21 protein-coding genes are annotated in these 24009 nt (G+C 56.4%); 6 read left to right on the forward strand and 15 right to left on the reverse strand.

Annotation, left to right across the window (positions count from 1 at the left end):
- Positions 1-118: 118 nt before the first annotated feature.
- Both RGB73_RS22665 and RGB73_RS22670 read right to left on the reverse strand, forming a co-directional pair.
- Positions 119-2197: a methyl-accepting chemotaxis protein gene (locus RGB73_RS22665; RefSeq protein ID WP_310764984.1), complete on the reverse strand. Its 2079-nt coding sequence runs from the start codon at positions 2195-2197 to the stop codon at positions 119-121.
- Between the two features lie 108 nt (positions 2198-2305).
- Complete coding sequence (locus tag RGB73_RS22670) at positions 2306-2779, reverse strand: N-acetyltransferase (RefSeq protein WP_310764985.1); 474 nt, start codon at positions 2777-2779, stop codon at positions 2306-2308.
- A 201-nt stretch (positions 2780-2980) separates the two neighbouring features.
- Between RGB73_RS22670 and RGB73_RS22675 the strand changes: the two genes are divergently transcribed.
- Entirely contained in the window at positions 2981-3580 is a 600-nt protein-coding gene (locus RGB73_RS22675; RefSeq protein ID WP_310764986.1) for a TetR/AcrR family transcriptional regulator, read from the forward strand.
- Positions 3581-3607: 27 nt separating this feature from the next.
- On the opposite strand, the gene RGB73_RS22680 is transcribed toward RGB73_RS22675, so the two are convergent.
- Genes RGB73_RS22680 through RGB73_RS22690 form a run of 3 tightly spaced genes read right to left on the reverse strand, consistent with a single transcriptional unit; the run spans position 3608 to position 6762 of the window.
- A complete protein-coding gene (locus tag RGB73_RS22680) occupies positions 3608-5299 on the reverse strand; it encodes a peptide ABC transporter substrate-binding protein (protein WP_310764987.1) in 1692 nt (563 codons plus the stop codon).
- A complete protein-coding gene (locus RGB73_RS22685; protein WP_310764988.1) occupies positions 5296-5475 on the reverse strand; it encodes a hypothetical protein in 180 nt (59 codons plus the stop codon). Before RGB73_RS22685 ends, RGB73_RS22680 begins: the two co-directional genes overlap by 4 nt.
- Positions 5476-5493: 18 nt before the next feature.
- The gene (locus tag RGB73_RS22690) at positions 5494-6762 is read right to left on the reverse strand and encodes an ATP-binding protein (RefSeq protein ID WP_310764989.1); all 1269 of its coding nucleotides are present in this window, start codon (positions 6760-6762) and stop codon (positions 5494-5496) included.
- Positions 6763-6947: 185 nt separating this feature from the next.
- Here RGB73_RS22690 and RGB73_RS22695 point away from each other — a divergent pair, with 185 nt between their 5' ends.
- Positions 6948-9440, forward strand: a complete 2493-nt coding sequence (locus RGB73_RS22695) for a U32 family peptidase (RefSeq protein WP_310764990.1) — start codon at positions 6948-6950, stop codon at positions 9438-9440.
- 30 nt (positions 9441-9470) lie between these two features.
- Entirely contained in the window at positions 9471-9701 is a 231-nt protein-coding gene (locus RGB73_RS22700) for a DUF1128 domain-containing protein (RefSeq protein WP_310764991.1), read from the forward strand.
- Between the two features lie 84 nt (positions 9702-9785).
- On the opposite strand, the gene RGB73_RS22705 is transcribed toward RGB73_RS22700, so the two are convergent.
- On the reverse strand, positions 9786-11288 hold the full coding sequence (locus tag RGB73_RS22705) for a DHA2 family efflux MFS transporter permease subunit (RefSeq protein WP_310764992.1): 1503 nt from the start codon (positions 11286-11288) through the stop codon (positions 9786-9788).
- A 164-nt stretch (positions 11289-11452) separates the two neighbouring features.
- Positions 11453-12694 carry a beta-ketoacyl-ACP synthase II gene (gene fabF / locus RGB73_RS22710; RefSeq protein ID WP_310764993.1) on the reverse strand — a complete coding sequence of 414 codons (1242 nt, stop codon included), beginning with the start codon at positions 12692-12694 and terminating at the stop codon, positions 11453-11455.
- A 130-nt stretch (positions 12695-12824) separates the two neighbouring features.
- Between fabF and RGB73_RS22715 the strand changes: the two genes are divergently transcribed.
- Complete coding sequence (locus RGB73_RS22715) at positions 12825-13667, forward strand: helix-turn-helix transcriptional regulator (protein ID WP_310764994.1); 843 nt, start codon at positions 12825-12827, stop codon at positions 13665-13667.
- Positions 13668-13741: 74 nt separating this feature from the next.
- On the opposite strand, the gene cimA is transcribed toward RGB73_RS22715, so the two are convergent.
- The 6 genes from cimA to RGB73_RS22745 all read right to left on the reverse strand — a co-directional run bounded on the left by cimA (position 13742) and on the right by RGB73_RS22745 (position 21497).
- Positions 13742-15364: a citramalate synthase gene (gene cimA, locus RGB73_RS22720; RefSeq protein WP_310764995.1), complete on the reverse strand. Its 1623-nt coding sequence runs from the start codon at positions 15362-15364 to the stop codon at positions 13742-13744.
- A 66-nt stretch (positions 15365-15430) separates the two neighbouring features.
- Positions 15431-16879: a transposase gene (locus RGB73_RS22725; RefSeq protein WP_310764996.1), complete on the reverse strand. Its 1449-nt coding sequence runs from the start codon at positions 16877-16879 to the stop codon at positions 15431-15433.
- 153 nt (positions 16880-17032) lie between these two features.
- On the reverse strand, positions 17033-17872 hold the full coding sequence (locus RGB73_RS22730; protein ID WP_310764997.1) for an alpha/beta hydrolase: 840 nt from the start codon (positions 17870-17872) through the stop codon (positions 17033-17035).
- Between the two features lie 91 nt (positions 17873-17963).
- Entirely contained in the window at positions 17964-19091 is a 1128-nt protein-coding gene (locus tag RGB73_RS22735) for a YheC/YheD family endospore coat-associated protein (RefSeq protein WP_310764998.1), read from the reverse strand.
- Between the two features lie 123 nt (positions 19092-19214).
- Positions 19215-20408: an amidohydrolase gene (locus tag RGB73_RS22740; protein WP_310764999.1), complete on the reverse strand. Its 1194-nt coding sequence runs from the start codon at positions 20406-20408 to the stop codon at positions 19215-19217.
- A 90-nt stretch (positions 20409-20498) separates the two neighbouring features.
- A complete protein-coding gene (locus RGB73_RS22745) occupies positions 20499-21497 on the reverse strand; it encodes a PHP domain-containing protein (protein ID WP_310765000.1) in 999 nt (332 codons plus the stop codon).
- A gap of 178 nt (positions 21498-21675) precedes the next feature.
- Here RGB73_RS22745 and RGB73_RS22750 point away from each other — a divergent pair, with 178 nt between their 5' ends.
- Positions 21676-21861 (forward strand): hypothetical protein, encoded by a 186-nt coding sequence (locus tag RGB73_RS22750; protein WP_310765001.1) that lies wholly within the window; start codon positions 21676-21678, stop codon positions 21859-21861.
- 30 nt (positions 21862-21891) lie between these two features.
- The gene (gene yqeK / locus RGB73_RS22755; protein WP_396136231.1) at positions 21892-22497 is read left to right on the forward strand and encodes a bis(5'-nucleosyl)-tetraphosphatase (symmetrical) YqeK; all 606 of its coding nucleotides are present in this window, start codon (positions 21892-21894) and stop codon (positions 22495-22497) included.
- A 104-nt stretch (positions 22498-22601) separates the two neighbouring features.
- Here yqeK and RGB73_RS22760 read toward each other — a convergent pair whose 3' ends face one another.
- Together RGB73_RS22760 and RGB73_RS22765 are read right to left on the reverse strand one after the other, a co-directional pair.
- The gene (locus RGB73_RS22760) at positions 22602-23072 is read right to left on the reverse strand and encodes a dihydrofolate reductase (protein WP_310765002.1); all 471 of its coding nucleotides are present in this window, start codon (positions 23070-23072) and stop codon (positions 22602-22604) included.
- Positions 23069-23863 carry a thymidylate synthase gene (locus tag RGB73_RS22765; protein WP_310765003.1) on the reverse strand — a complete coding sequence of 265 codons (795 nt, stop codon included), beginning with the start codon at positions 23861-23863 and terminating at the stop codon, positions 23069-23071. Before RGB73_RS22765 ends, RGB73_RS22760 begins: the two co-directional genes overlap by 4 nt.
- Positions 23864-24009: the final 146 nt, after the last annotated feature.

Consider the following 24009-nt stretch of genomic DNA (forward strand, 5'->3'; position numbering starts at 1 on the left):
GTCCCTCCGGCCTGAAACTCTCCATCGTCCTTATCATTCAACATTTTGGTCCATATATCCTTCCCCAGCCGAAAAAGAGACGGGCAGAGACCAGCTTTTCAGCCAATCTCCGCCCGTCTTACTCTTCGGCCAAGACAAACGCAGCCAAGGATCCGCGCAATTCGTCCGCAAGCGCCGCCAACTGGTCAGCGGAGCGTACGATCAGCTCCATGGACGCGCTCTGCTCCTCTACAGCCGCCGAGATGGTCTGCACACCTGCCGCAGCTTGGGCGGACGCAGCCGACACTTCCTCGGCGACAGCCACTACCTGCCTGGCTTCAGGGGCCATCCGTGTAAACGCTTGTCTGACGCTCTCCATTTCCTGCGAGACCCGGAGGATGTTTTGCTCGATTCGCTGGAACATTTCGCCCGACTGCCGCGCCGTTCGCAAACCGTGCGCGGTGGTCTGCGCTCCTTCAGCCATCCGCGCCACGGCAGCGGACGTGTCCTTTTGCACATCGCCAAGCATGCTCGCGATCTGGAGAGCAGCTTCATTCGTCCCCTCGGACAGCTTTCGCACTTCTCCGGCTACGACGGCGAAGCCCTTCCCGTGTTCTCCCGCCCGCGCCGCCTCGATGGCGGCATTCAGCGCGAGCAGATTCGTCTGCCTGGCGATTTCACTGATGACAGAGATGATCCGGGAAATGTCCTGCGAGCGTTTCTCCAGCGCGAAAATGACGTCTGTAGCCGACTCTACCGATTGATTGATCGCCTCCATACTGTCGATGACAGCCGTCACGGCTTGCCTGCCCTCTTCGGCATGGCGCTTCATCTCGCGGGAAGAGAGCGAGACCTGCTCTACGTTTTCCGTCACTCCCGCCACATCGTTCGTGAGGTCCACTGCCAGCTGCAATGTCTGGCCCATCTTGCCCATTTGATTATCGGCAGAGGCTGCTACGTGATCTACCACCTGCACGATTTGCTGGCTGGAGGAAGCGATCTCGCTCGTATTGCCGTGAATTTCCCGCACAGCTTCGGAGACGGAAGCCGACGCCTGCCTGACCTGCTGCAAAATCCCGAGCAGCTGGTCCCGCATGGAGAGGAGGGACCTGGCCAGCTCCCCGATCTCATCCCGGCGCCGCAGCAGCCAGGACGGCACGGGGCTGGCGAAATCGCCTTGTCCGATTCGCCCCGCCACTTCGAGCATTCCGCGGAACGAGCGGCGGAGCCAACCGGCGGTGTACAGGGAAATGGCTACGATGACTGCCAGGACGATGCCGTTGAAGACGATCATGGCATTCATGATGCGGCTCGGCCCGCGGAGGATTTCCGTCATATCCATTTCGGCGAGAATGGCCCACGTCTTCTTGCCCACTTTGACCTGATCGTACGAGACGAGCACCTGCTGCCCCCGATAGTCCAGACTTTCTGCCGTTCCTTTAAACTGCTGGGTCAGGAGGACCTGATCCACGATCGGTGTGTCCACCTTCTGCACCAGAATCGTCTCCTGGTCATCGCCCAGTTGGGAGCGCATGACCTTGTCCGCTCCCACCAAATATATTTTTCCCGTGTCGCCCAGCCCTTCCCGCATGCTGAGCTGCCGGGAAATGTAGTCCAGCGACACTTCCACGGCCAGCTGTCCGATGATGAAGCCGTTGTCGAAAATTGGCGTCGCGATGAACACGCCCGGCGCATTTCCCGACGGCTCATACCGGCTCAAGTCAGACATTTCCGTACTTTGGGCTTTGAAAGCCTTTTGTACGGTCTGACCCAGCACGGAATCCGCGTACATGCCCATCACGAGGTTTGTGCCCAAGTCTTTTTGCGGTTTGATCTCGTAGATTACCTCGCCCTTGTCGTTCAAGAGGTACGCATTCGCAAATCCGTATCGCGCCACTTCCATCTTCAATTCCTTGGTGTACGTCAATTCCGCTTCCTGGTACGCAGGCGATTCGCGCCCCTGCTCCCAGACTCCGCGAAAGGCGGACAGCGAAGCGATGACCGCTCTCGACGCCGCCAGCGTATCGACGTTGCGGGTACGCTCCCGGAAGTAATTTTCCACCTGTTCCTTGCGGCTGTCGCGCAGCGCTTCCAATGTTGCCTTGCTGCTACTCATCAGTTCTCTTTTCGACTCGTGATAGGCAAATACGCCTGCCGCCGTCAGCGGCACAATCCCAGCCAACAAAAGCACAATCAGTACGCGCGCCCCTAACTTCATGGTAAAGCCCCCCAATAGGAAATCTCTTCTGGTAGAAAATTCTCTATATTTCTATAATTTATATGAATATAGTACCAGAAAAGAAAAAAGGAAGGCTATACCAAAGTCTTATTCCGTTTCAAAAATCATCGCGATTTCGTCGCACATCGGCAGCTTGGAACAGTTGATGCAGTCTTTCCAAGTCTTTTGCGGCAGCGTCTCCTTGGCAACGACCCAGAATCCGCACTTTTCAAAGAATTCTTTCTGGTAGGTCAGGGCCAACACGCGTTTGATTCCCAGGTTCTTGCACTCATTGACCAGATGGAGGACGAGGTGCTTGCCGACTCCCATTCCCTTCGCCTTCTCGGAGATGGCCAGAGAGCGGATTTCCGCAAGGTCTTCCCACAAAATATGCAGGCCCGCCACGCCTACGACCGTGTCCCCGTCATGCGCGACGATAAACGACTGGAGATGCTCCAGAAAAGATAGCTTGGTCCGCGGCAGCATCAGCCCCTGTTGTGCATATTCATTAACGATCTCCAACATGGCATCGACGTCTTTGGTTGTCGCCTGACGCACAGTCAGCGCTTTTGCAACACTCATTGTACACTCCTCCACCCCATGCTCTACCGGCTTGGTACGATATTAATAATTATTCATTATGATATATAAATATACAATCGACTTTCTCAGAAGTCTATCCCTTTTTTGCGGAATTCCGCTTGCGGCTAAAGCAGGTTCCATTCATGTACTCGGTACAATTGTGCTATAATCAAGCTTATTACACGAGGGGGTGTCGGCTTTTTGACTACCAGACGCGAACGAAAGAAGCGGGAAACGCGGGAAAAAATCTTCAATTCCGCCATCAAGCTGTTCAAGCAGCACGGCTTTGAGGCAACGACCATCGATATGATCTCCGAAGAAGCGGACGTCGCCCGCGGCACCATCTTTTTGCATTTCACCTCCAAAGAGGCCATCCTCGCCAACTGGGGCTACGAACGGCTGCACGAAATCGAAGAGCGCCGGGAGGAATGGGACTACGGAGACGACTGCAAGGCGAAGGTGTTGCGGATTTATAAAATCATGAATGAAGTGACGGTCACGAACTTCGATTTCATCAAAGTCGTCGTGGAGTCGTCGATGAAGCATCGGAAAGTGCTCGAAAACGAAAAGAACATGTACTTCGAGCTCCGCCAGCTGTTTGCGGACCTCATCGAGGAAGCGCAAGATAAAAAGCAGCTCAAGAGCAAGTTCAATCCGCTCGTGGCTGCCAATATGCTGGAGAATATTTACTACAACGCCTTGTACGACTGGGTTCGCAGCGAGGGCGCCTGGGCATTGGAAGAAATCATGGAGGAGAAAGTCTCCATCGTATTCGAAGGGCTGGTCGAGGAATCATCCTAGCGGCCAGCCCTTCTTCTGTGAATGGTCTTATTCGAAATACGCCCACTTGTACTGGACGTTCCCCAGCCCGGAAATGACGACGCCTTTCAGATTCGGATTTTTGGCGTACACCGTCGATTTGAAGTAGAACGGAATGACCGGCATCTCATCCACGAGAATCTTCTCGGCGTTTCGCAAGATCTCTTTCCGCTTTTGCGCATCCCCTTCCCTGGAGGAAGCCGTCAGCAGGTCGGCATACTCTTTCTTCTCCCAGTTCGTATGGTTGTTGCCTTCCTTGGTGCGGAAAATCTCCAGGAAGTTGATCGGGTCATTGAAATCCCCTGTCCAGCCCATCCGTGCTACCTGGAACTTTCCGTTTTTCACGTTCTCGTAATAGACATTCCACTCCTGATTTTCCAGCTTGACGTGGACGCCCAGATTTTTTTGCCACATGTCCTGGACTGCCTGCGCGATTTTGGCCTGCGCCTCCTCCGTATTGTACGAAAGCGTAATCGGCGGCAGCTTGTCAACGCTGGCATAGCCTTCTTCCTTCATTCCTTCTGCCAAAAGCTGCTTGGCCATCGCGACATCGTTGTCCGCGAACAAGCCCTGCTCATTTTCCGGGAACATCGTCGGCGGAACCACTGCCGTCGCCACCAGCTCTCCCCCCTGCGTCACGTTCTCCACCAAGTCTTTGCGGCTGATTGCGTAGGCGAATGCCTGGCGTATTTTTTTGTTGTTGAAAGGCTTTTGCGCCGTATTGAATTCATACCAGTACGTGCCTGCCTTCGGCGTGATTTCCAGCAGTCCCTTTTCTTTCAGGGACTCCATCGCATCGAGCGGCAGATTGCCCGTCGGCGCCCCTGCCCAGTCCAGATCGCCGTTTTCTAGCATGGACAACTCGGTATTCGCGTCGTTGATCATGTTCATCTCGATTTTGGCCAGCTTGACGGACTTGGCATCCCAGTACTGATCGTTCTTTTCCAGCACGAGCTTGTTCTTGTGTTCCCACGAGGCCAGCTTGAACGGCCCGTTGGAGGTATAGTTGGGACCGGCTTCCTTGGCCCAGTCGGGATGCTCCTTCGCCTCCTTCGCATTCACCGGGAAGTACGTGTAAAAGGCTGTCAGCTCGAGGAAGAAAGGGGTCGGGTTCTCCAGCTGCACGACCAGCGTATGGTCATCCGGTGCCTTCACCCCGATCTCTTCCGGCTTCGCCTTGCCGTTGAACGCGGCTTCCGCATTTTTCACATAGAAAAGCTGGTAGGCGTACTCGGAGCCGTTTTTCGCGTCCAGCGTCCATTTCCACGCGTTTTCAAAATCTTGGGCCGTCACCGGATCGCCATTGGACCATTTCGCACCTTCGCGAATTTTGAAGGTATACGTCAACAGATCATCGGAAGCCTGAATACTCTCTGCCATCGCCGGCTGCGGCACTCCGTTCTCGTCGATTCGGGTCAATCCCTCAAACGTTTGGAAAATGACGTTGGACGACCAAACATCCGTGATCAATCCAGGATGGAGCGACAGCGGCTCCGTAAAGTTGTTCAGCCGCAGCACCTGCCCAGACCCCTTGGTATCGGATGCGGGCTCAGCAGGCTGCGTGCCTGGGGCCGGCGTCGATGGCTCTGTCGGTTTCGCTGCTTCCTGCGTCTGTGCACAGGCTGCCAGGGATAGGGTCAGGCCGATCGCCAGCACGGCTTTTAGCAAGCGCTGCCCTCCCGTTATTCGTGTAAAGTTCATTTGGGTTCTCCTTCCCGAGCGAGCTGCATCTGCTTCTGCAATTGTTTCAGCTCATGAAGCTCTGCCTTGATTTGGTATAGCTCGGCCCGCGTCTCCAGCTTGAATGCCTTGATCTCGCTGCGGATGCAAGCCAGCTCGTGAAACAGCTTTTCCCATGATTCCTGCTCCTTGTCCATGTTCGCCTCCTTTCCCGATTACAGCTCGACAGGGAGATAAATGATGACCCGCGTCCCTTTTCCCAGCTCGCTTTCAAAATGGATGGTGCCGTTCATGGCGTCGATGATCCGGCAGGTCACCATCAGACCCAGCCCCGTCCCTTTTTCCTTCGTCGAATAAAAGGGCAGCCCGATCTGCCGGATCTGGTCCGGAGAGATGCCCTCGCCTTCGTCGCTGATCACGATCACGACGAAAACCCCTTCTTTTCGGGTGCTCACCCGCAGGCTTCCCCCCTTCGGCATCGCCTCGATTCCGTTTTTCATCAAATTCATCAAGGCTTGCTTCAGCTTGACGGAGTTGCTCTGGACGTACAGCTCTCCTTCTGATTCGAGAACGATCTCCACGCCGTTCATCACGGCGTAGGATGACATCAGGGCGGTAATTTCCGATGCGGTATTCCCAATCTCCACCCGCGTCATGTTATCCCCATGAGGCTTGGCCAGGTTGAGGTAGTCGGAGATGATCCACTCCGCCCGGTCCAGCTCGGTCAAAACGAGCTTTATGTATTCGTTGTTCTTCGGGTTGGTCTCTTCCCGCAGCAGCTGTACGAAGCCGCGTACGACCGTCAGCGGATTGCGCACTTCATGGGCGACGCTGGCCGCAAGCTCGCTGATCAGATTGAGCTTTTCCGATCGCTCGATCTGGAGCCGGATGATGTACGATTCGCGGATGAACTCGATCAGGTAAACGATCCCGACGATCGTGAATACGTAAATGATCGATATACTCAAGATCGGACCCAATCGTTCATCGATCGATTCCAGCCCGAGCCCTTGTCGAAGCAGCATGATGACAGTCGCCGTGTCCGCCACCAGCTCCTTGACTACCCCGATGATGAAAATGATCGCCAGCTTTTTATGCAGCTCGTATCCGTACCAGCGCTTCACCAACAGGAACGGAAGAATCGCGTAGACCGAAAACGCCACGATGGCCACGGAAATGCCGTCGCCGCCCAAGTAGATCCGGTAGAGGATCATCACGGCCGATGCGACCACCCCCGGCAGGTAGCCACCGTACAGGATCGTGATGATCAGCGGAATGGAGCGCAGATCGAATCGCATGCCGCCGTCGACATGGATGGGAAAGCTCATGCAAAACACAACGCTGAGCGAGCTGAGCAACATCACGAGCGACGTTTTCAGCCCCAGCTTGACCGACTTCGTCTGATCCAGCCAGACGTTTTTGTACAGAAGGACGGGGACGATAATAAACAATAATTGCAGCAGGATGTCTTTGATGATAAGCATGGTCATCGATTCCTCTGTTCGGCATGAATATTTCGACTTTTCTTACAGGATAACACCGAGTCCCAGCATAATGGAAGGAACTTTTTCAAACATCTGCCAGCCGGGAGGTTTTCCTTGCGATGCCCCCCACATTTCCCTATGATGAAGGTAGCTTGTTTGAAGACCTTGGAGGTAATGACAACCACATGCGAAATGGGATCAAACGCGAAGATGTCGAGCTGCTCGCTCCAGCCGGCAACTGGGACTGCCTGAAGGCGGCCGTCGCCAACGGAGCGAATGCTATTTTTTTCGGAGTAGAAAAGTTCAACGCGCGTGCCCGTGCCGAGAACTTCCATATGGCGGAACTGCCCGAAATCATGTCGTATTTGCACATGTACGGTGTGAAGGGCTTTTTGACGTTCAACATTCTGGTGTTTGAAAACGAACTGGAGGATGCCAGGGAGCTGATCGACGCCTGTATCCACGCCGGGGTCGACGCCGTCATCGTGCAGGACCTCGGACTCGTCAAGCTGATCCGGGAGATTTCTCCGGACTTCCCGATCCACGGATCAACGCAGATGACGATCACATCGCCCGAAGCCGTCGAGTTCACCAAGCCTTTTGACATCGAGCGCGTGGTGCTGGGCCGGGAAAACTCACTGAAAGAAATCAGGAAGATCGGAGAAAAGGCCAAGCTGCCGATGGAAGTGTTCGTCCATGGAGCACTGTGCGTCTCCTACTCGGGCCAATGCCTGACCTCGGAGATGTGGGGCGGACGCTCCGCCAACCGCGGAGAATGCGCCCAGGCGTGCCGCTTGCCGTACGACCTGATGGTGGACGGCGTGCAAAAAGACATGGGCAACATCGCCTACGTGCTCTCCCCGAAGGATCTGGCCGCGATTGACCTGATGCCGGAGCTGATCGAGGCCGGGGTCACGTCCTTCAAGATCGAGGGACGTCTGAAATCGCCCGAGTACGTAGCCAACGTAGTCAGCAAGTACCGCGCTGCGATCGACCGCTATTTCGACGGCGTGGACACGCCGCCTGCGCAGGAGGAGATCCGCGAGCTGCAGCAAAGCTTTTCCCGCGGCTTCACCCACGGATTTTTGGAAGGCACAAACAACAAAAAGCTGGTGGACGGCTCCTTCCCGAAAAGTCGCGGCGTCTTCCTCGGTACGGTCAAGAAGCTGCTGCCGAACGCGGTCTTGGTCGACATCGAAGCGCCAGTCAAGCGCGGGGACGGAATCGTGTTCGACGCCGGCGATCCGACGCAGAAGGAAGAAGGTGGACGCATCTACGACATCCTCATCCGCAATAAAAAAGTGGACGGGGAGGTATCCAAAGGCCTCTACGAGATCGTCATGGGACGAAACGACGTCAATCTGAAGCGTCTGCACGTCGGTGACCGCGTCTGGAAAACGAGCGATCCGGAGCTGGACAAACGGCTGCGCAAGACGTTCGAGACCGAAAAGCCGTACCGTACCTTCCCTCTCGCCGTGCACGCAAGCGGCAAGCTCGGGGAAAAACTGCACGTCACCTGGGTCGACAAACTTGCGAACCATGCCGTGACCATTGCGTCCGACATCAATCTGGAGACAGCGTTGAAGCGTCCGCTGACCCATGAGCTGCTGCACGATCAGCTCGGGCGCTTGGGCGGCACCATCTTCACGCTCGATGCGGCCGATTTGACGGTCGATCTGGACGGAGGGCTGATCCTGCCTGTCAGCGAGCTGAACCGGATGCGCCGGGAAGCTGTGGAGCAGCTCGTCTTCCTGCGCTCCAAGCCGCCTGTCTACCAGCATCGGGACGTAAACGTATACGCCGATGTACCTGCCAGACAGCCGGTGGAAAAGCCGCTTCTGACTGCCTTGTGCCGCTCGCTTGAGCAGCTGGAGGCTGCTGCGCAGACCGATGTGGATTTTCTGTACGCGGACTTCGAGTTCGTCAAGCAGTATCCGGAAGGCGTCAAGCTGGCGCACAAATACGGCAAGCGCATCGGCATCGCGACCATGCGCATCCACATGCCGGATGAAAACGGCGTACTGGCGCTGATTGCCAAAAGCAAGCCGGATGCCATTCTCGTCCGGAACACCGGGGCGCTCTATTACTACCTGTCCCGGAAGGATGAGATCGACATCCCGCTGATCGGCGACTTTTCTTTGAACGTGGCGAACCACAAAGCCGCCGAGCTGTTCCTGGAAGCCGGCCTGACCCGTGTAACGCCGTCGTACGACCTGAACATCCAGCAAATGATCGACCTGCTCTCCCGCTCCGACGCGGCCCAAATGGAGCTGGTCATCCATCAGCACATGCCGATGTTCCATACCGAGCACTGCGTATACTGCACCTTCCTGAGCGAAGGGACCGACCATACGAACTGCGGTACGCCTTGCGAGACGTCCCGCGTCTCTCTCAAGGACCGCGTCGGCTTCTCCCACCCGGTTCGCGTGGATACGGGATGCCGCAATACGGTGTACAACGCCATCGACCAGTCCGGTGCCGAGTATTTGCAGGAATTCCGCTCGCTGCATGTGGGCAGCTACCGGATCGAATTCCTCGAGGAAGAGCCGGAGCGCGTGAAGGAAGTCATCAGCCTGTACCGCCAGGCTCTGCGCGGGGAAGTAAGCGGCACGCATGTATGGCGTACCTTGAAAGCGACCAACCAGCTGGGCGTCACACGCGGCCAGCTGACGAAATAAACCAAACGGAAGCGAGAGGAGACAGAAGCAATGGCTGACCTGACAAAACCGACAGCCGAAAATCTGGCTGTCCTGATCGAGGGCATCAAGTCCAAGCTGAACATGGCCAACACGGCGGTCATGCGCCCGGAGGACTTCGATCTGGCACACTACGAAGACCTGCTGTACCTGTACAACATGGTGCAAAAGAAAACCAACTTCGGCATCAATGAAATGACCGCGATCGTGGAAGAGCTCGGCGCCATGCGCAAGCAAGGCTAGGGCACGAGGCCGAAGTCGCCGGAATGAAAAAGCGCCGTTCCTTAGGAGGACGGCGCTTTTTGCTTTTGCTGTCATTTCTCGCAGTCAAGAAGGCTGCATGGCGCCTCCCTTTTCCCGTACCTTGTTGCCCTCACGTCCCCGCGGATTGGTGCCCAGGAAAAACGCGAGAACGAAGGCGATGATGGCAAATGCGGTCGCGAGCATGAATGCATCGCTCGTACCCATCGCCACCCCCTGCATCTTCGCTACCGCCAGCTGGGCCTGATCGGCCGGATTGATCGCATGCTGGTTGATGATGTCCACCGTATGTGCGGCGCTTTTGGTGCTCATAATCGTCACGAACAGCGAAGTCCCCAGGGCGCCGCCGATCGCGTTGATCGTATTGGACATTGCAGTCCCATGCGGATTCAACCGGAGCGGCAAGGAATTCAATCCGGATGTCATGACCGGCATCATCAGCATGGATAAGCCCAGCATCCTGACCGTATAAAGCGTGAGCAGATAGCTGTAGCTCGTGGACAGGCTGAGCTTCGTAAAGCCAAAGGTCGTCACGATCGTGATCACGAGGCCGGTCAAGGCCAGGTAGCGTGCGCCAAACCGGTCAAACAGCCTTCCCGTAATCGGAGACATGATGCCCATGATAATGCTGCCCGGGAGCATCAGCAGACCGGATTGCACCGGGCTGAAGTGGAGGATGTCCTGCACGTAGACAGGCAGCAGGATCATTCCGGAATAGAGAGTCATGTTGACCAAGAGGCTGATGAGGATCGCGAGCGTGTAAGCCGGTGTCTTGAAAATGCGGAACTCGAGCATGGCATGGTCGATCCGCAGCTGTCTCATGACAAACGACACCAGGCAGATGACCCCGACCAGAAGCATGATGATGACTTCGACACTTCCCCAGCCCTTCGAACCGGCCGTGCTGAATCCGTACAGGAGTCCGCCGAAGCCGATGGTGGACAAAATCACTCCCCATACATCCAGCCTGGGGTTCTTCGTTTCCGTGACGTTTTTCAGGACGAAGGATGAAACGATGAGAACGATGACGGCGATCGGCAGGACGATGAAAAACAAGAGGCGCCACGAGTAGTGCTCCACTACCCAGCCGGAAAGCGTCGGCCCAATGGCGGGAGCGAACACCATCGCAATCCCGACTACCCCCATGGCCGATCCTCTTTTTTCCCTCGGGAACATGTTGAAAATGACGTTTGTCATCAGCGGCATGACAATTCCGGCCCCGCTCGCCTGAATCACCCTTCCGACCAGCATGAAAGCGAAGTAAGGCGCAATGCCGCAAATGAGTGTGCCCACCGAAAACAGGCACATCGAGGTCAGGAACAGCTGCCGCGTCGTAAATTTTTCCATGAGGAAAGCCGTCGTGGGAATCAGCACGCCGTTGACCAGCATGTAGATCGTAATCACCCACTGCGCTGTGGAGGTGGTGATGTGAAACTGGTCCATCAGCTTGGGCAAAGCCGTATTCAATAGCGTTTGATTCAACAAGGCGGCGATCGCGCCTGCGATGATCACGCCGAGAATCGTTCCTCTATGAACGTTTTGGTTCTCTGCCTGGTTGTCGCTAGCCATTCGTCAGACCTCCTTCATTTCCCTTACCGGAATCTGTCTTTCGAAAGTAGTATGCGACCCAATCGCCGTCGCCATTCGATCGCGTTTTGGACCGTGCCCTTCCTCTCCCCAAACAAAAAACCTTTCGCCCATCATAGGCGAAAGGTTTTTCGGGAGTGACTCCCTTATGAATTCTCGTATTTTTTCAACACGATGACAGCGTTGTGGCCTCCGAAGCCAAACGAGTTGGAGATGCCGATGCGGGCATCCGCCTCTCTCGCCTGATTCGGCACGTAATCGAGATCGCAGAGCGGATCCGCCTCTTCCAGGTTGATCGTCGGCGGGATGACTCCTTCCTGCAAGGTTTTGATCAATGCGACAGCCTCTGCACCGCCGGCGGCTCCCAGCATATGGCCGGTCATCGATTTGTTGGCCGTCACGGGTATGCGAGCGGCCGCCTCCCCAAACAACCGCTTGATCGCGACGGTTTCGGAGCGGTCGCCTATCTCCGTACTCGTCGCGTGTGCGCTGATCACGTCGACTTCCTCTGGTTGGATGCCGGCTTCCTGCAAGGCCCACTTCATGGCCAGGTAAGGACCGTAGCCCTCCGGATGCGTCGCAACCATATGGTAAGCATCCGAGCTGGCGCCGTAGCCGATGACCTCGGCATAAATCCGGGCATCGCGGCGCAAGGCATGGGACAGCGACTCCAGGACGACGATACCCGCCCCTTCCGCCATGACAAACCCGTCCCGCTGCGCATCGAAAGGCCGACTTGCACGCTGCGGATCGTCGTTTCGCGTAGACAGTGCGGTGGCGTTGCCAAAGCTGGCCAAAGAGACATCCGTGATCGCCGCCTCGGTCCCGCCTGCGATCACGACGTCGGCGATGCCCATCTTGATCAGCCGGAACGCTTCTCCGATCGAGGTATTCCCGATCGAGCAAGCTGTCACAGGCGCCATCGTCGGACCGTGCGCGCCGTACCGGATACTGATCATCGCGGAAGCCATGTTCGGAATCATCATCGGAACCAAAAGCGGACTGACGCGATCCGGTCCCCTCTGCTTCAAGACAGCCGTCTGTTCGAGCAAGGACTGCACTCCGCCGGTGCCGGAACCGACGTACACACCGAGCCTCTCGCCATTCACCTTGTCCGAGGATAAGCCAGCATCCTCCCAGGCTTGCTCCGCGGCCGCCAGCGCGAATTGGCAGAAGCGGTCCATCCGCCGCGCCTCCTTGCGCCCGAATCGTCCGTCCGCATCGAAGTCGCGTACGCTTCCGGCGATTTTGGTTTTAAAGTTCGTCGTATCAAATGTATCGATCAACGTAATGCCTGATTGTCCTTTGACCAAGCCATCCCAAAACGGATCGACCTGATTTCCAAGCGGGGAGATTACGCCCAACCCTGTAATCACTACTTTTTCCATGGTGATCCTCCTCTTGCAATCTGATAAAACCATCTTTGCACAGCAATTATCCTATTACAAGTTGTTGTTTATCCTAGTATAATGAATACCAGCATGATGCGCAAACAGCCCTGAAGCAAGGAGGTGCTCCATGAACCATCAAACGAGATTACAAGAGTTGTCTGCCTTTTTGAAAGCGCAACGGGCCAAAATCTTGCCCCAATCCGTCGGCCTCACTCCCGGAACCCGCAGGCGCACTCCCGGCTTGCGCAGAGAGGAAGTCGCCCAACTGGCTGGAGTCAGTCCTACCTGGTACACCTGGCTGGAGCAAGGGAGGGACATCAAGGTATCCCCTTCCGTGTTGGACGCGGTCGCGAAAGCGCTCCAGCTGACTGTCGACGAGCGGCTGTACTTGTACGCACTGGCGCTGGAGTCCGGAACAGGTGCCATCCCGCCGGAGGAGCCGCAGCCACAGATCAGCCCTTCGCTCCAGCGTATCTTGAAAGAATTGCGTTCCTGTCCGACGATTATCTCGGATCGGCGCTGCCATATCGTCGGCTGGAACGAAGCCGCCGCACACGTCTTTTTAGACTTTGAACAGATCCCGTACGAGCAGCGCAACATGATCCGTCTTCTTTTTACGCGAAAGGAATTCCAGCGTCTGGCCGTCAACTGGGAGCACTTCGTCAGCGGCTTTCTGGCCATATTCCGGGCGTATTACGGGCAATTCGTGGAGGATGAATGGTACGAGCAGTTTTTGCAGGAAATGCGGGGACTGCATCCCGAATTTCAATCCCTGTGGGAGGAAAGCCGCGTGAGCTCCGCTCCGGAAGTGCTCGTGGAATTCCGCCATGCCAAGGCAGGCAAGATGCTGTTCCATCTCACCTCTCTGCTGGTGCAGGGCGATGTCGCGTTGCGCTGCAGCATCTATACCCCGGACCCCAACTCTGCCACGGAAGCCAAGCTGCAGCAGTTGATGGACGCCCGCAAGTAACCGCGGTTTCAATTAGCAGGAAAAGCAAACAGCCTGACCGCTATGGCCAGGCTGTTATTTTGTCTGCGATTCACTTAGTGGTTCACGATGCCCACGCGCGCTTCCGTCGTCTGGTGGAAATCGGACTCCTCGCAGCCCTCTTTCCACAGCAGGTAGCGGATACTGTCAGCCAGCGCTTCCCAGCTCGCTTCGATCACGTTGGTTGAGACACCGACTGTGCTCCATTTCTCTCCGTTGTAAGAAGACTCGATCAAGACGCGGACCTTCGCTGCGGTCGCTCCGTTATCGTCCAGCACGCGCACCTTGTAGTCGGTGAGGTGCATATTGGCGATACAGGGGTAATACGTTTCCAAAGCTTTGCGGAGCGCGTTGTCCAGCGCATTGACGGGACCGTTGCCATCCGCAGCGGTGTGCACCATTTCCCCGTTCAGGTTGAGCTTTACGGTCGCCTCCGAGGTGATGGCCCGAGACGCCGCTTTTTCCATCAAGATTTTGAAGGAATCGAGGGTGAACAGATTTTTCAGCTTGCCCGCCGCTTCCAGCAGCATCAGCGTAAGCGAAGCTTCCGCCCCCTCGTACTGGTAGCCCTGGAATTCGCGCTCTTTGATGCGGGTAATGATCTCCCGCGCTTCCTCCCGCTCCAGCGAGATGTCGATCTCCAGCTCTTCCATTTTGGCCAGCAGATTGCTTTGTCCCGCCAGCTCGGAGACGAGCACGCGGCGAATGTTCCCGATGTTCTCCGGCTCAATATGCTCGTACGTCTTCGGATCGCGCAGGACCGCGCTGACGTGAATGCCCCCTTTGTGGGCAAAAGCGCTGTGGCCGACAAACGGCTGGTTGTTGGGGAGCGTCATGTTCGCGATCTCCGCCACGTAGCGGGAGAGCTGCGTCAGCTCCTGGAGCTGTTCGCTGCTGACACAGCGGTAGCCCAGCTTCAGCTGCAGGTTGGGGACCACGGAGATCAGGTTGACGTTTCCGCAGCGCTCCCCGATTCCGTTGATCGTTCCTTGCACTTGCGTCGCGCCCGCTTGCACCGCCGCCAGTGCGTTGGCGACCGCCACGCCGCTGTCGTTGTGCGGATGAATCCCGAGCGGCACGCGGATGCCTTCCGTCACGCTCCGCACAATATCGTATATTTCCGTAGGGAGGCTGCCACCGTTTGTGTCACAGAGGACGATCCAGTCCGCACCCGCTGCCTCGGCCGCCTCCAGCACTTGCAGGGCATAGCGCGGGTTGGCTTTGTAGCCGTCAAAGAAGTGCTCGGCCAAAAAGAGGGTAGTCATTCCTTTTTCTTTCAAAAACGCGACCGAATCGGCTACCATCCGCAGGTTTTCTTCCAATGTCGTCTTGAGTGCGTCGGTTACGTGCAGGTCCCAGGACTTTCCAAAAATAGCCGCTGCCTTTGCGCCGCTCGCTACCAGCGCCCGCAGGTTGTCGTCATCCGCTGCTGCCACATGCGGACGACAGGTGCTGCCGAAAGCGGAAACCTTCGCATGCTGCAGCGGAATCTCGCGGATGCGCTCAAAGAACGCCATGTCCTTGGGATTGCTGCCAGGCCAACCGCCTTCGATAAAATCGATACCAAACTGATCCAGCCGCAGTGCGATCTTTATCTTGTCTTCCACCGACAGGCTGATCCCTTCCCCCTGCGTACCATCTCGCAGGGTCGTATCGTACAGATACACCTTGCTATTCATGTCTCCACCCATCTCCACTAATTATCTGAATAATCTTATCATTTGAATCATTAGAAGTCCGGTGATTTAAGTCAGTTGTATCCGTCTCTTCGGCATGAAAAAAGAGGAAAACAACCCAACCAACGCCGAAATGAGCAGGTCCGACACCGCCTCCATCATCACGGATTTCGGTTTTGGACATGCCGAAATACCGGTTTGGGGTCGTTTCTTCTTAAACCGGCATAGTTTTTTCAGATTTTGAACGATTGCCGTGAGCAGTGCCTGCTCCTGCATGCAATCCAGGCCGCGGCTCCGCGCGCGACCCAGGCCATGCGCGACTTTGCTTTCGGCAAACACATGCTCGCACCGCGTCCGTAACTTTTGCAGATGACGGTAAGAACCCTTGAGCTGAATTTGTTTGGCTTTGTTGCGGATTTGGATTTCTCGGATTTTGGCCAGACGCTTGCGTTGTTTCTTCGGATCGTTCGTTTGGCGTTTCCAAGTCGGTACATCTTCCAGTGCCAGGTTGCGAAGCGAAACCAGAGGAATAATCCCTTGCTCGAACAGCGCTTGCAGATAATCTGTCGTACCGTAGGCTTTATCGGCAGAAAGCGTGCGAATCCGGATTTGCGGATGGGCAAAACGGATCGCGGCCAGCTGTTGCAAGCTCGTCTCGCGTTCAGCCGTTCCGGACGCGATGCTCGCTTGCGTAGACAGAATGACGCCGGATTTGACATCCGTCACATGATGCACCAAATACCGCAAATGCGCTTCCTGACCGTTGCTCTTTTTGTACAAGCGAGCATCCGGGTCCGTCACGCTGCGGTAGGTCTTGTTCGAGAACCTTTTGCCATGAAAATCTTCATGTGTCGCTTCGTCTTCCAGACGCCGTTCTGTTCGCGTGGGCGGTGCGGGCGGCCGTCTGTCATCATCGGAATCAGCGGCGTCACCTTCGGGTTGCTCGTCTTGCCGGGCCATGCGAGCCAGGTAGTCTTCAATCGACTCCACAGGTGCCAGAGTGATTTCTTTCAAGCTGTGGATAGAAGCGTTGGCGCGTACTTGGGAACCGTCGACTCCCGCATCTACATCGGGTTGGACCAGTCCGGCGGCGATGCACTGATCGACGACATGTTTCATGAGCGTGTCGAAAATACCGTGTTTTCGCCACAATTTCCGGGTCTTCACCAAGGTCGTCCGATCCGGCAGGGACGGCCTGGATGGATCCGGGCGCAAGACGGATTCGAAATCCAGTCCGCAAAACCACAAGTAGCCCCCATGCATGGGCAACAGTTGATACAATTCCCGTTCGGAATGGTTGAACAAATACGAAAGCAGCATGAGTCGAACCATCCGCTCCGGGTCAGCCGCCGGGCGTCCGGTACGTTCCGTATACAGCGGCGCCACCCAATCATGGACGATGGAAAAATCAAGCGCTTCGTTCAGTTGGCGCAAGATGTGCTTTTTCGGTACGAGTTCATCCATATCCACAAATTGGAACATCTGAGGCTGGATAGCCGATGACTTATAGGCTTTCATGTTCAATCACTCTTTCGATCATCGTGTTACGATATAAATTCGACAAACCCGTGATAAAGGCCTGCTTACGCGGACTTTTTCACCGGACTTTTAGATGTTATCCAGTATACCATAGCCCAAATCGAATTAGAACGTGACCACTATAGGTTTTTTCTATGCACGCATAGGCAAGACAAACGAAGCTGTCCGCTCGATCGCTTCCTCCAGCTGCGGCGTGCTTCCCAAAAAGGGATGCTTGGCACCAAACGTGTGGTCTGCCCCCTCGATCCAGGCCAGTTCACTGTTTTTCGCCGCCTGATGCAGGCGCTCTGCCCCTTTCACCAGTCTGGCAAAGTCATTTTTGCCTTGGATGATGCACAAAGGCTGGGGCATCATTGCGACCTTTTTCAGTAGATCGTACGCTTCCCGGTTCTGGTCGACGTCGTCGATGACAGCCCGTGAGATGGGCATATTCTGGCCCGTGCGCGCATTGGGTATGTATCCGACGCCATTGTCCGCGATTTGACGGCGCAGCTTTTCATCGAACAGATTTACGTCCGCGATCCCGTTCCAGGTAATGATCCCCGCGACCTTGGAATTCCCTGCCCCAAACAGGATGGCATCGCCCCCGCCCTTGCTGTGGCCGAGAACGAAAAGCCGGCCGGTATCCACGTGAGCCGGCAACGGGAGCCGTCCCGACAAGGCCCATTCCGTCAGGATCTGCAAATCGGCGATCTCGCGGGCATACGTATTGCGCCCGAATTTCTCCAGTTCGTCAAACTCCGTCAAGCTCTCCCCGACGCCGTTGCACGTAAAATTGAAGCGGATCGTCGTGATCCCGCGATTCGCGAGAGAATCCGCCACGTACGGAAAGCTGCCCCAGTCCTTGAAGCCTTTGAATCCATGGCAGAACAGCAGCAACGGCTGCCCGTTTCCTGCCGATGCCTCCGTGTGGACATTGCCCCGGAGCGTCAATCCTTCGTCCACGGGAATCGAAAATGCTTGCTGGCCCATGCGCTCCCACCTCTCTCCCTTTTTTCTTCTATTATGCCTCGCTTTGGACCGAAAAGAAACCAAAGAGGCATGAGCGGCGCTGGTGGCCTGCTCATGCCTTTTTTTCACGGAAGTATCCGCTCCTTGTGTTCGCTTCATCCTCCGTTTTTTCCAACAAGGAAAGGGCGTACTCCAACGGTCTGCGTATGGCCAGTTGATACCGTTGTTTCTGGCCGAGCTGCCGGAAGATGTCCCGCCCCGGTTTGGGATTGATCTCGATGATCCACACCCTTCCCTGTACGTCGATACCCAAATCAAATCCGAACTCCATCATTTGCCCGTAATGCTCTTCGATGCGAGCCACCGTCTTCAGCGCGAGCTCCCGGCATTCGCGAATGATTCGCTCCGCCGCTTCCTTCCCGAACCGCTCCGTCAAAAACAGCGCAGCAGGCATTGCCTTTCCGCCCCCGTGCAAATTGGAGGTCGACAATTGCGGAGAGCCGATGCGCAGCCCCATTCCCGTGACTTTCCATTGCCCGCTCCCGTCCTTTTGGACAAGCAGCCGGGCGTCCACGACCCGATGCGGCACCAGTTCCAGTTCCAGCCCCTGCTGAAGGAAAAACTGCTCTTTTCCGTGCTTTTCCCGCTCCATCCACTCCTCCAGCCGCTTGCACAAAGCAGCCTGGGAATACAGCCTTTCACTGCTTTTGGCCTGCTTCTTGGTTCTTCCGTACAATCGGTACCCCTTCTCCAGCCTCTCCACACGCAATATGCTGCGTCCGCCTGTTCCATTCGTCGGCTTCAGGTACAAAAAGCGATGGTGCTTCATCAGCAAGGACAGATTCTCCCTCGAATAGGGCAACGTTTGCGGCAGCCACCTTTCCAGTGCGGGATCCTGTGCCAGCACTTGATGTACCTGAAATTTATTGGAAAATCGGCTGTTGGCATAACGAAACCAGTTTTGCTTGCGGAAGGGCAGGTAGAGACTGTGCTTGGGAAGCGGGTAGTAGCGATAGCGGTCGATGACGATGTCCGGCCAGTCAAACCATTCACTCTTCCAGCCTTTCTCGGCGGGCACGTACCCTCTGATCCTCTTCTCTGCGTAACGGACATCTTGTGGGCCGAACAGGAATACGTTCGCCCCCAGCTCACGTCCTGCCTTCACCAAACGGCGCAAATAAACGGGTTCCGTAAATCCGTCTTCTCTTCGAAAGGTCAGTATGCCGATCCGTTTCCTCACCCGGGGCATCTCCCTCCTTCGTTTGGCTGTCTCGCTTACCTTATCCAGTTTATGGCCAAACGCATAAAAAAGCGCCTTCGCCCGGCTAGGCGAAAGCGCATATTCTCAAGGAAATTGGCATGTTTACCTCTGATGCAGCTCCAGGTAGCGAAGGGCGGTTCGACCGAGCAGCTCGCCTGCGACCAGCATGGCGTCCTCATCGATGTCAAAACGCGGATGATGGTGCGGATATGTGGCGAGCTTGTCGGGATTCCCCGCACCCACGAACAAATAGGCCCCCGGTACCTTCTCCAGGTAGTAGGAGAAGTCTTCGCCTCCCATCAATGGCTTCATCGGCTCTACGCGGCTCTCTCCGAATGCCTCGATCGCCGCTTCCCGGGCAATGGCCGCTTCCTTCTCTCCGTTGATCACAGCCGGATAGCCTCGCTCGTAACGGACGACTGCGCGGCCTCCGAGCATGGCAGCCGTCCCCTCCGCGATTTCTGCGAGGCGCTGCTCCGCGCGGTCGCGCACATCCGGCAGGAATGTCCGCACTGTACCGGTAAGCCGGCAGCTGTCGGCGATGATGTTGTTGTTGTCCCCGCCGTTAAACGTACCTACCGTCACGACGACACTCGCCAGCGGACTGATGTTGCGGCTCGCGATGGTTTGCAGGCTGCCGACGATTTGCGAGCCAATGACGATCGAATCGACGGTTTCCTCCGGCACGGCTCCGTGCCCGCCCCGTCCCTGGATCTCGATGACGAAATCGTCCGTATTGGCCATGATCGGCCCCGGGCTGATGAATACCTTTCCGACCGGCAGCATGGACCAGAGATGCACACCGAATATGGCATCTACCCCGTCGACAGCGCCATCTGCCACCAGCTGCATCGCACCGCCCGGCGATTCTTCCTCCGCATGCTGGAACAGGAAGCGGATTTCCCCGGCGAACTGGTCGCGTCTTGGCGCCAGCACGCTCGCCAGCCCCAACAGCTGGGAGGTGTGGCCGTCGTGCCCGCAAGCGTGCATGACACCCGGCACTTTCGATTTGTACTCTACTTCCTTCAGGTCCTGGATGGGGAGGGCGTCGAAGTCCGCACGCAATGCCACTGTCGCTCCCGGTCGGCCGCCTCGCAGCACGCCGACGACTCCCCGGCCGCCTACGCCTGTGCGCACCTCGTCAAATTTCAATTCTCGAAGAATTTCCGCAATAAATGCGGGGGTCTTCTCTTCCTGAAAAGACAGCTCTGGATACTGGTGCAGATGACGTCTCCAGCCAATCATCTGCGGCTCCATCGCCCGGAGCAGTTCGTTTAGTTGATCCTGTAAGGACATGATCCTCTCTCCTCCACCATTTCGCATTCGAATCCTAGCACGTTGTTTGTCCCTATCATAGCAGAAATCCGTCAAAAAGGGAGAGGAATACTAAGCAAAAGCAGCGAGTCTGCGCTTCCGATCCGCAAACAAAACCACCCCGCAATAGCCTGCTCGCTTGAGCGTCGCGCACGCCTCCGCCCAATGCTGGCCGACCTGCTCCGGGTAGCAGGCGCGGGACGCTACTGTCACCGGGACCTCGTGATGCGCCAAAATTTCCAGCCATCTCCCGGACGGGCTTCCCCCGCGCTGGGGCGTGCTGGCCAATAGCGAAGTCGGCAGCTCTGCTGCCACATCCCGGCGCCGCAGCGCACGCGCAATCCGCTGGTAGTAAGGAAGCAAGGCGGTCTCGTCCCGCATGAAGCCAAAAGACTGCAAACCGTCATCATAGGCGAGCAGATCGAAAAGTCCGCTTTGTACGGCTTGCTCCAGCCAATCAAAGTAATGGCTGTACAAAACGCTTCGCTCCATTCTTTTCAGCCGCTCCCGCGAATCGGCGACGATCAGCCCCAAACCCTTGGGAAACTTTACCGCCCCGATGCACACATCCCAAGGGCCTTGCTCTATGAAGCAAGCGAGGTCTGCTTCCCCGCCCGGAAAATAGTCGAGCTCCAGCCCGATCCGCAGCGCGACCCCTGCTTCTTCCCAGCGCGGTCGCTCCTCGCGCAAGAAAGCGACGTAATCGGAAAGCGAATCGACGGCGACCTGCTCCAGCCACCTGCGCTGCGCCCTGCCCGCCTGGTCGCCTCCGAGGTGCAGATGCTTCTCGTAATAAGGCTTGCCCTCGGAAAAACGATACAAATGCTCGGCAATGCAAACCTCTTGCAGCCCCGCCTTCTTTGCCTGCCTCAGATACAGATCAAGCCACTCCCGCGAGAAGGGACCCTTTTGGAGGCGGACGGCCAGTCTCCCTACCATTTCCTCCGCCCATTCTCTCCTTCCTTGACCCTCATCTTGCCGGTGTGCCGCCTGCAGAGACTCCGCTGTTCGATTCAGCCATTCCAGCGAATACGGCCCTTCTTCCAGACGCACGTGAAAATCTGCCTTCATCCCATCCCCTCCATCCATCCCCTCCATGGGTTTGTCCGAACCCCTCTTCTTCTTTATTATGTGGAAGATGGATGACATATGTCGAAAGAGAAAGGCGAGCACAGTAAGGTTCACCTCTGTATAATAGAGGGTGGGAATCGTTGGAAAATCGGTTGCTGCGCAAAGGAGGCAGACAGAAATGTTCGGGATCATAGTCGGGTGCTTGGTGGGAGGCATCCTGCTTGTCGCTTATGCGAGCGACCGCCAAGCGAAGAAACGCCGCGATTCGTCTGCCCGAACGGCGGGCGCACATTTGCATTTGGCAAATGCCGCCGTAGGGGAAGCACTTATCAGAAATGCCATGGGGTCGTTCGATGATTGTTAAAAGCGAAAGATAGAGAGGAGTAACACGGTGCTGTTTGATAAGGAAATCATCGGTTGGAACAAAGTCCATGACGTCGCAATCGACTCGGCAGAACTGCTGCGGCTGCATGGATGCGAGCATACGGGCGTTCACTCCCGTCGTGTCGCTGCGGAGGCAAAAAGCCTTGCTGAGCGCTTCGGCTCCGATCCGCACGCGGCCATGGTCGCCGGATATTTGCACGATATCAGCGCGATTTACCCCAATGATCACAGAATCGCCGTCGCCAGACAACTCGGGATTGAAATTTTGCCCCAAGAAGAGGCCTTCCCGATGATCATTCACCAAAAACTATCTAGGGAGATGGCGGAATCCTTGTTCGACGTCAGCGATCCCGCCATCCTCTCCGCCATCGAATGCCACACCACCTTGAAAGCAAACCCATCCCAAATGGATCTGGTCTTGTTCGTCGCAGATAAAATCGAGTGGGACCAGGCAGGCACGCCTCCCTATCTCCCGCGCTTGCAAGCGGGGTTGGCCAAGTCGCTGGAGCATGCTGCGTACGCCTATTTGTCTTACATGTGGGAGCAACGGGACAAGCTGCGCGTCCTGCACCCCTGGCTGAAAGACGCGTACCTGTGGCTCTCCGCCCGGCTGTGACATGATTTTTCCGCAACCCGGGAACGCAAAAATCAAAAAAGCGGGAGAGTCTCCCTCTCCCGCTTGAAACGCCTGAGCCACCTGCCCCTTCATACGGCTCATTCTCATTTCCGATCGTATACGTAAAACGTGTGCGGATGACGATTCTTCTCATCCACGATGCCTTCGCGCTTGTCCACCAAGATGAACGCGTCCCGATCCCACTCGGGGAAAAACGTATCCCCTTCCGCTTCCAGATCGATTTCCGTGATGTATAGACGGTCTGCCACATCCAGAAACTGTCTGTAGATCTCGGCCCCGCCGAAAATGATGACATCTCCAAGCGCCAGCACTTCTTCTTTCGTATGGACCACATCGACGCCGTCCGGCTGAAAGTCCCGATTTCGCGTCAGTACCACATTGCGTCTGTTGGGCAGCGGCCTGCCCAGGGAATCGAACGTCTTGCGTCCCATGACGATCGTCTTGCCGGTCGTCAGCGCCTTGACGTGCGCAAGGTCAGCGGGCAGGTGCCACGGCATGACGCCGTCCTTGCCGATCACCCGACCCTTGGCATAGGCGACCAAAAGACTGATCATACCGCCACCTCGCCTTTGATGTGCGGATGGGCTTCATACCCGACGATCTCGATATCGTCATAGGTGAAGTCGAAAATCGATTTCACATCCGGGTTGAGCTTCAGCTTCGGCAGAGGCTTCGGCTCCCGGGTCATCTGCAGCTTGACCTGTTCCACGTGATTGAGGTACAGATGCGCGTCTCCCAGCGTATGCACGAAATCGCCCGCCTCAAGCCCGGTCACATGCGCGATCATATGGGTCAGCAAAGCGTAGCTCGCGATGTTGAACGGGACACCGAGGAACGTGTCACCGCTTCGCTGGTACAGCTGGCAGGAGAGCTTTCCGTTTGCTACGTAAAACTGGAACAGCAGATGACAAGGGGGCAGCGCCATCTTGTCCAACTCCGCCGGGTTCCAGGCGCTGACGACCAAGCGGCGCGAATCGGGATTGCGCTTGATTTCATCAATGACCCATTGGATTTGGTCGACCGTCTTCCCGTCGCGTCCGGCAAACGAGCGCCATTGCTTGCCGTACACCGGTCCCAGATCCCCGTTTTCGTCCGCCCACTCGTTCCAGATCCGCACGCCGTTCTCCTGCAGGTAGCGGATATTCGTATCGCCGGACAAAAACCACAGCAGCTCGTGGAAAATGGATTTCGTATGCAGCTTTTTGGTCGTCACCAGCGGAAAGCCCTCGCTCAGGTCAAAGCGCATCTGATGTCCGAAGATGCTGATCGTTCCCGTGCCTGTCCGATCTTCCTTCGTGACGCCTTCGTCCAGAATGCGCCGGCACAAGTCCAAATATTGTTTCATCGTGATCGCTCCTTTCTCGTCCTCATCTATACTACCGATTCCGCGGCGAAATGGAAAGAAGGGAAATGCGTCCTTGGGGTCAAACCCGGCGGATGGCTGTCCTCCGCGGTCCCAGTCCCGTTTCCCGGCATGCTATAATAGGAAAT

This window comes from Brevibacillus brevis, assembly GCF_031583145.1.
In the GTDB taxonomy this organism is placed as follows: Bacteria; Bacillota; Bacilli; order Brevibacillales; family Brevibacillaceae; genus Brevibacillus; species Brevibacillus brevis_E.

What these genes read in the sequence shown, in the direction of transcription:
- RGB73_RS22665 (WP_310764984.1), bottom strand. Translation starts at nt 2,197, where the DNA reads ATGAAGTTAGGGGCGCGCGTACTGATTGTGCTTTTGTTGGCTGGGATT.
- RGB73_RS22670 (WP_310764985.1), bottom strand. Translation starts at nt 2,779, where the DNA reads ATGAGTGTTGCAAAAGCGCTGACTGTGCGTCAGGCGACAACCAAAGAC.
- RGB73_RS22680 (WP_310764987.1), bottom strand. Translation starts at nt 5,299, where the DNA reads ATGAACTTTACACGAATAACGGGAGGGCAGCGCTTGCTAAAAGCCGTG.
- RGB73_RS22685 (WP_310764988.1), bottom strand. Translation starts at nt 5,475, where the DNA reads ATGGACAAGGAGCAGGAATCATGGGAAAAGCTGTTTCACGAGCTGGCT.
- RGB73_RS22690 (WP_310764989.1), bottom strand. Translation starts at nt 6,762, where the DNA reads ATGCTTATCATCAAAGACATCCTGCTGCAATTATTGTTTATTATCGTC.
- RGB73_RS22695 (WP_310764990.1), top strand. Translation starts at nt 6,948, where the DNA reads ATGCGAAATGGGATCAAACGCGAAGATGTCGAGCTGCTCGCTCCAGCC.
- RGB73_RS22700 (WP_310764991.1), top strand. Translation starts at nt 9,471, where the DNA reads ATGGCTGACCTGACAAAACCGACAGCCGAAAATCTGGCTGTCCTGATC.
- RGB73_RS22705 (WP_310764992.1), bottom strand. Translation starts at nt 11,288, where the DNA reads ATGGCTAGCGACAACCAGGCAGAGAACCAAAACGTTCATAGAGGAACG.
- fabF (WP_310764993.1), bottom strand. Translation starts at nt 12,694, where the DNA reads ATGGAAAAAGTAGTGATTACAGGGTTGGGCGTAATCTCCCCGCTTGGA.
- RGB73_RS22715 (WP_310764994.1), top strand. Translation starts at nt 12,825, where the DNA reads ATGAACCATCAAACGAGATTACAAGAGTTGTCTGCCTTTTTGAAAGCG.
- cimA (WP_310764995.1), bottom strand. Translation starts at nt 15,364, where the DNA reads ATGAATAGCAAGGTGTATCTGTACGATACGACCCTGCGAGATGGTACG.
- RGB73_RS22725 (WP_310764996.1), bottom strand. Translation starts at nt 16,879, where the DNA reads ATGAAAGCCTATAAGTCATCGGCTATCCAGCCTCAGATGTTCCAATTT.
- RGB73_RS22730 (WP_310764997.1), bottom strand. Translation starts at nt 17,872, where the DNA reads ATGGGCCAGCAAGCATTTTCGATTCCCGTGGACGAAGGATTGACGCTC.
- RGB73_RS22740 (WP_310764999.1), bottom strand. Translation starts at nt 20,408, where the DNA reads ATGTCCTTACAGGATCAACTAAACGAACTGCTCCGGGCGATGGAGCCG.
- RGB73_RS22745 (WP_310765000.1), bottom strand. Translation starts at nt 21,497, where the DNA reads ATGAAGGCAGATTTTCACGTGCGTCTGGAAGAAGGGCCGTATTCGCTG.
- RGB73_RS22750 (WP_310765001.1), top strand. Translation starts at nt 21,676, where the DNA reads ATGTTCGGGATCATAGTCGGGTGCTTGGTGGGAGGCATCCTGCTTGTC.
- RGB73_RS22760 (WP_310765002.1), bottom strand. Translation starts at nt 23,072, where the DNA reads ATGATCAGTCTTTTGGTCGCCTATGCCAAGGGTCGGGTGATCGGCAAG.
- RGB73_RS22765 (WP_310765003.1), bottom strand. Translation starts at nt 23,863, where the DNA reads ATGAAACAATATTTGGACTTGTGCCGGCGCATTCTGGACGAAGGCGTC.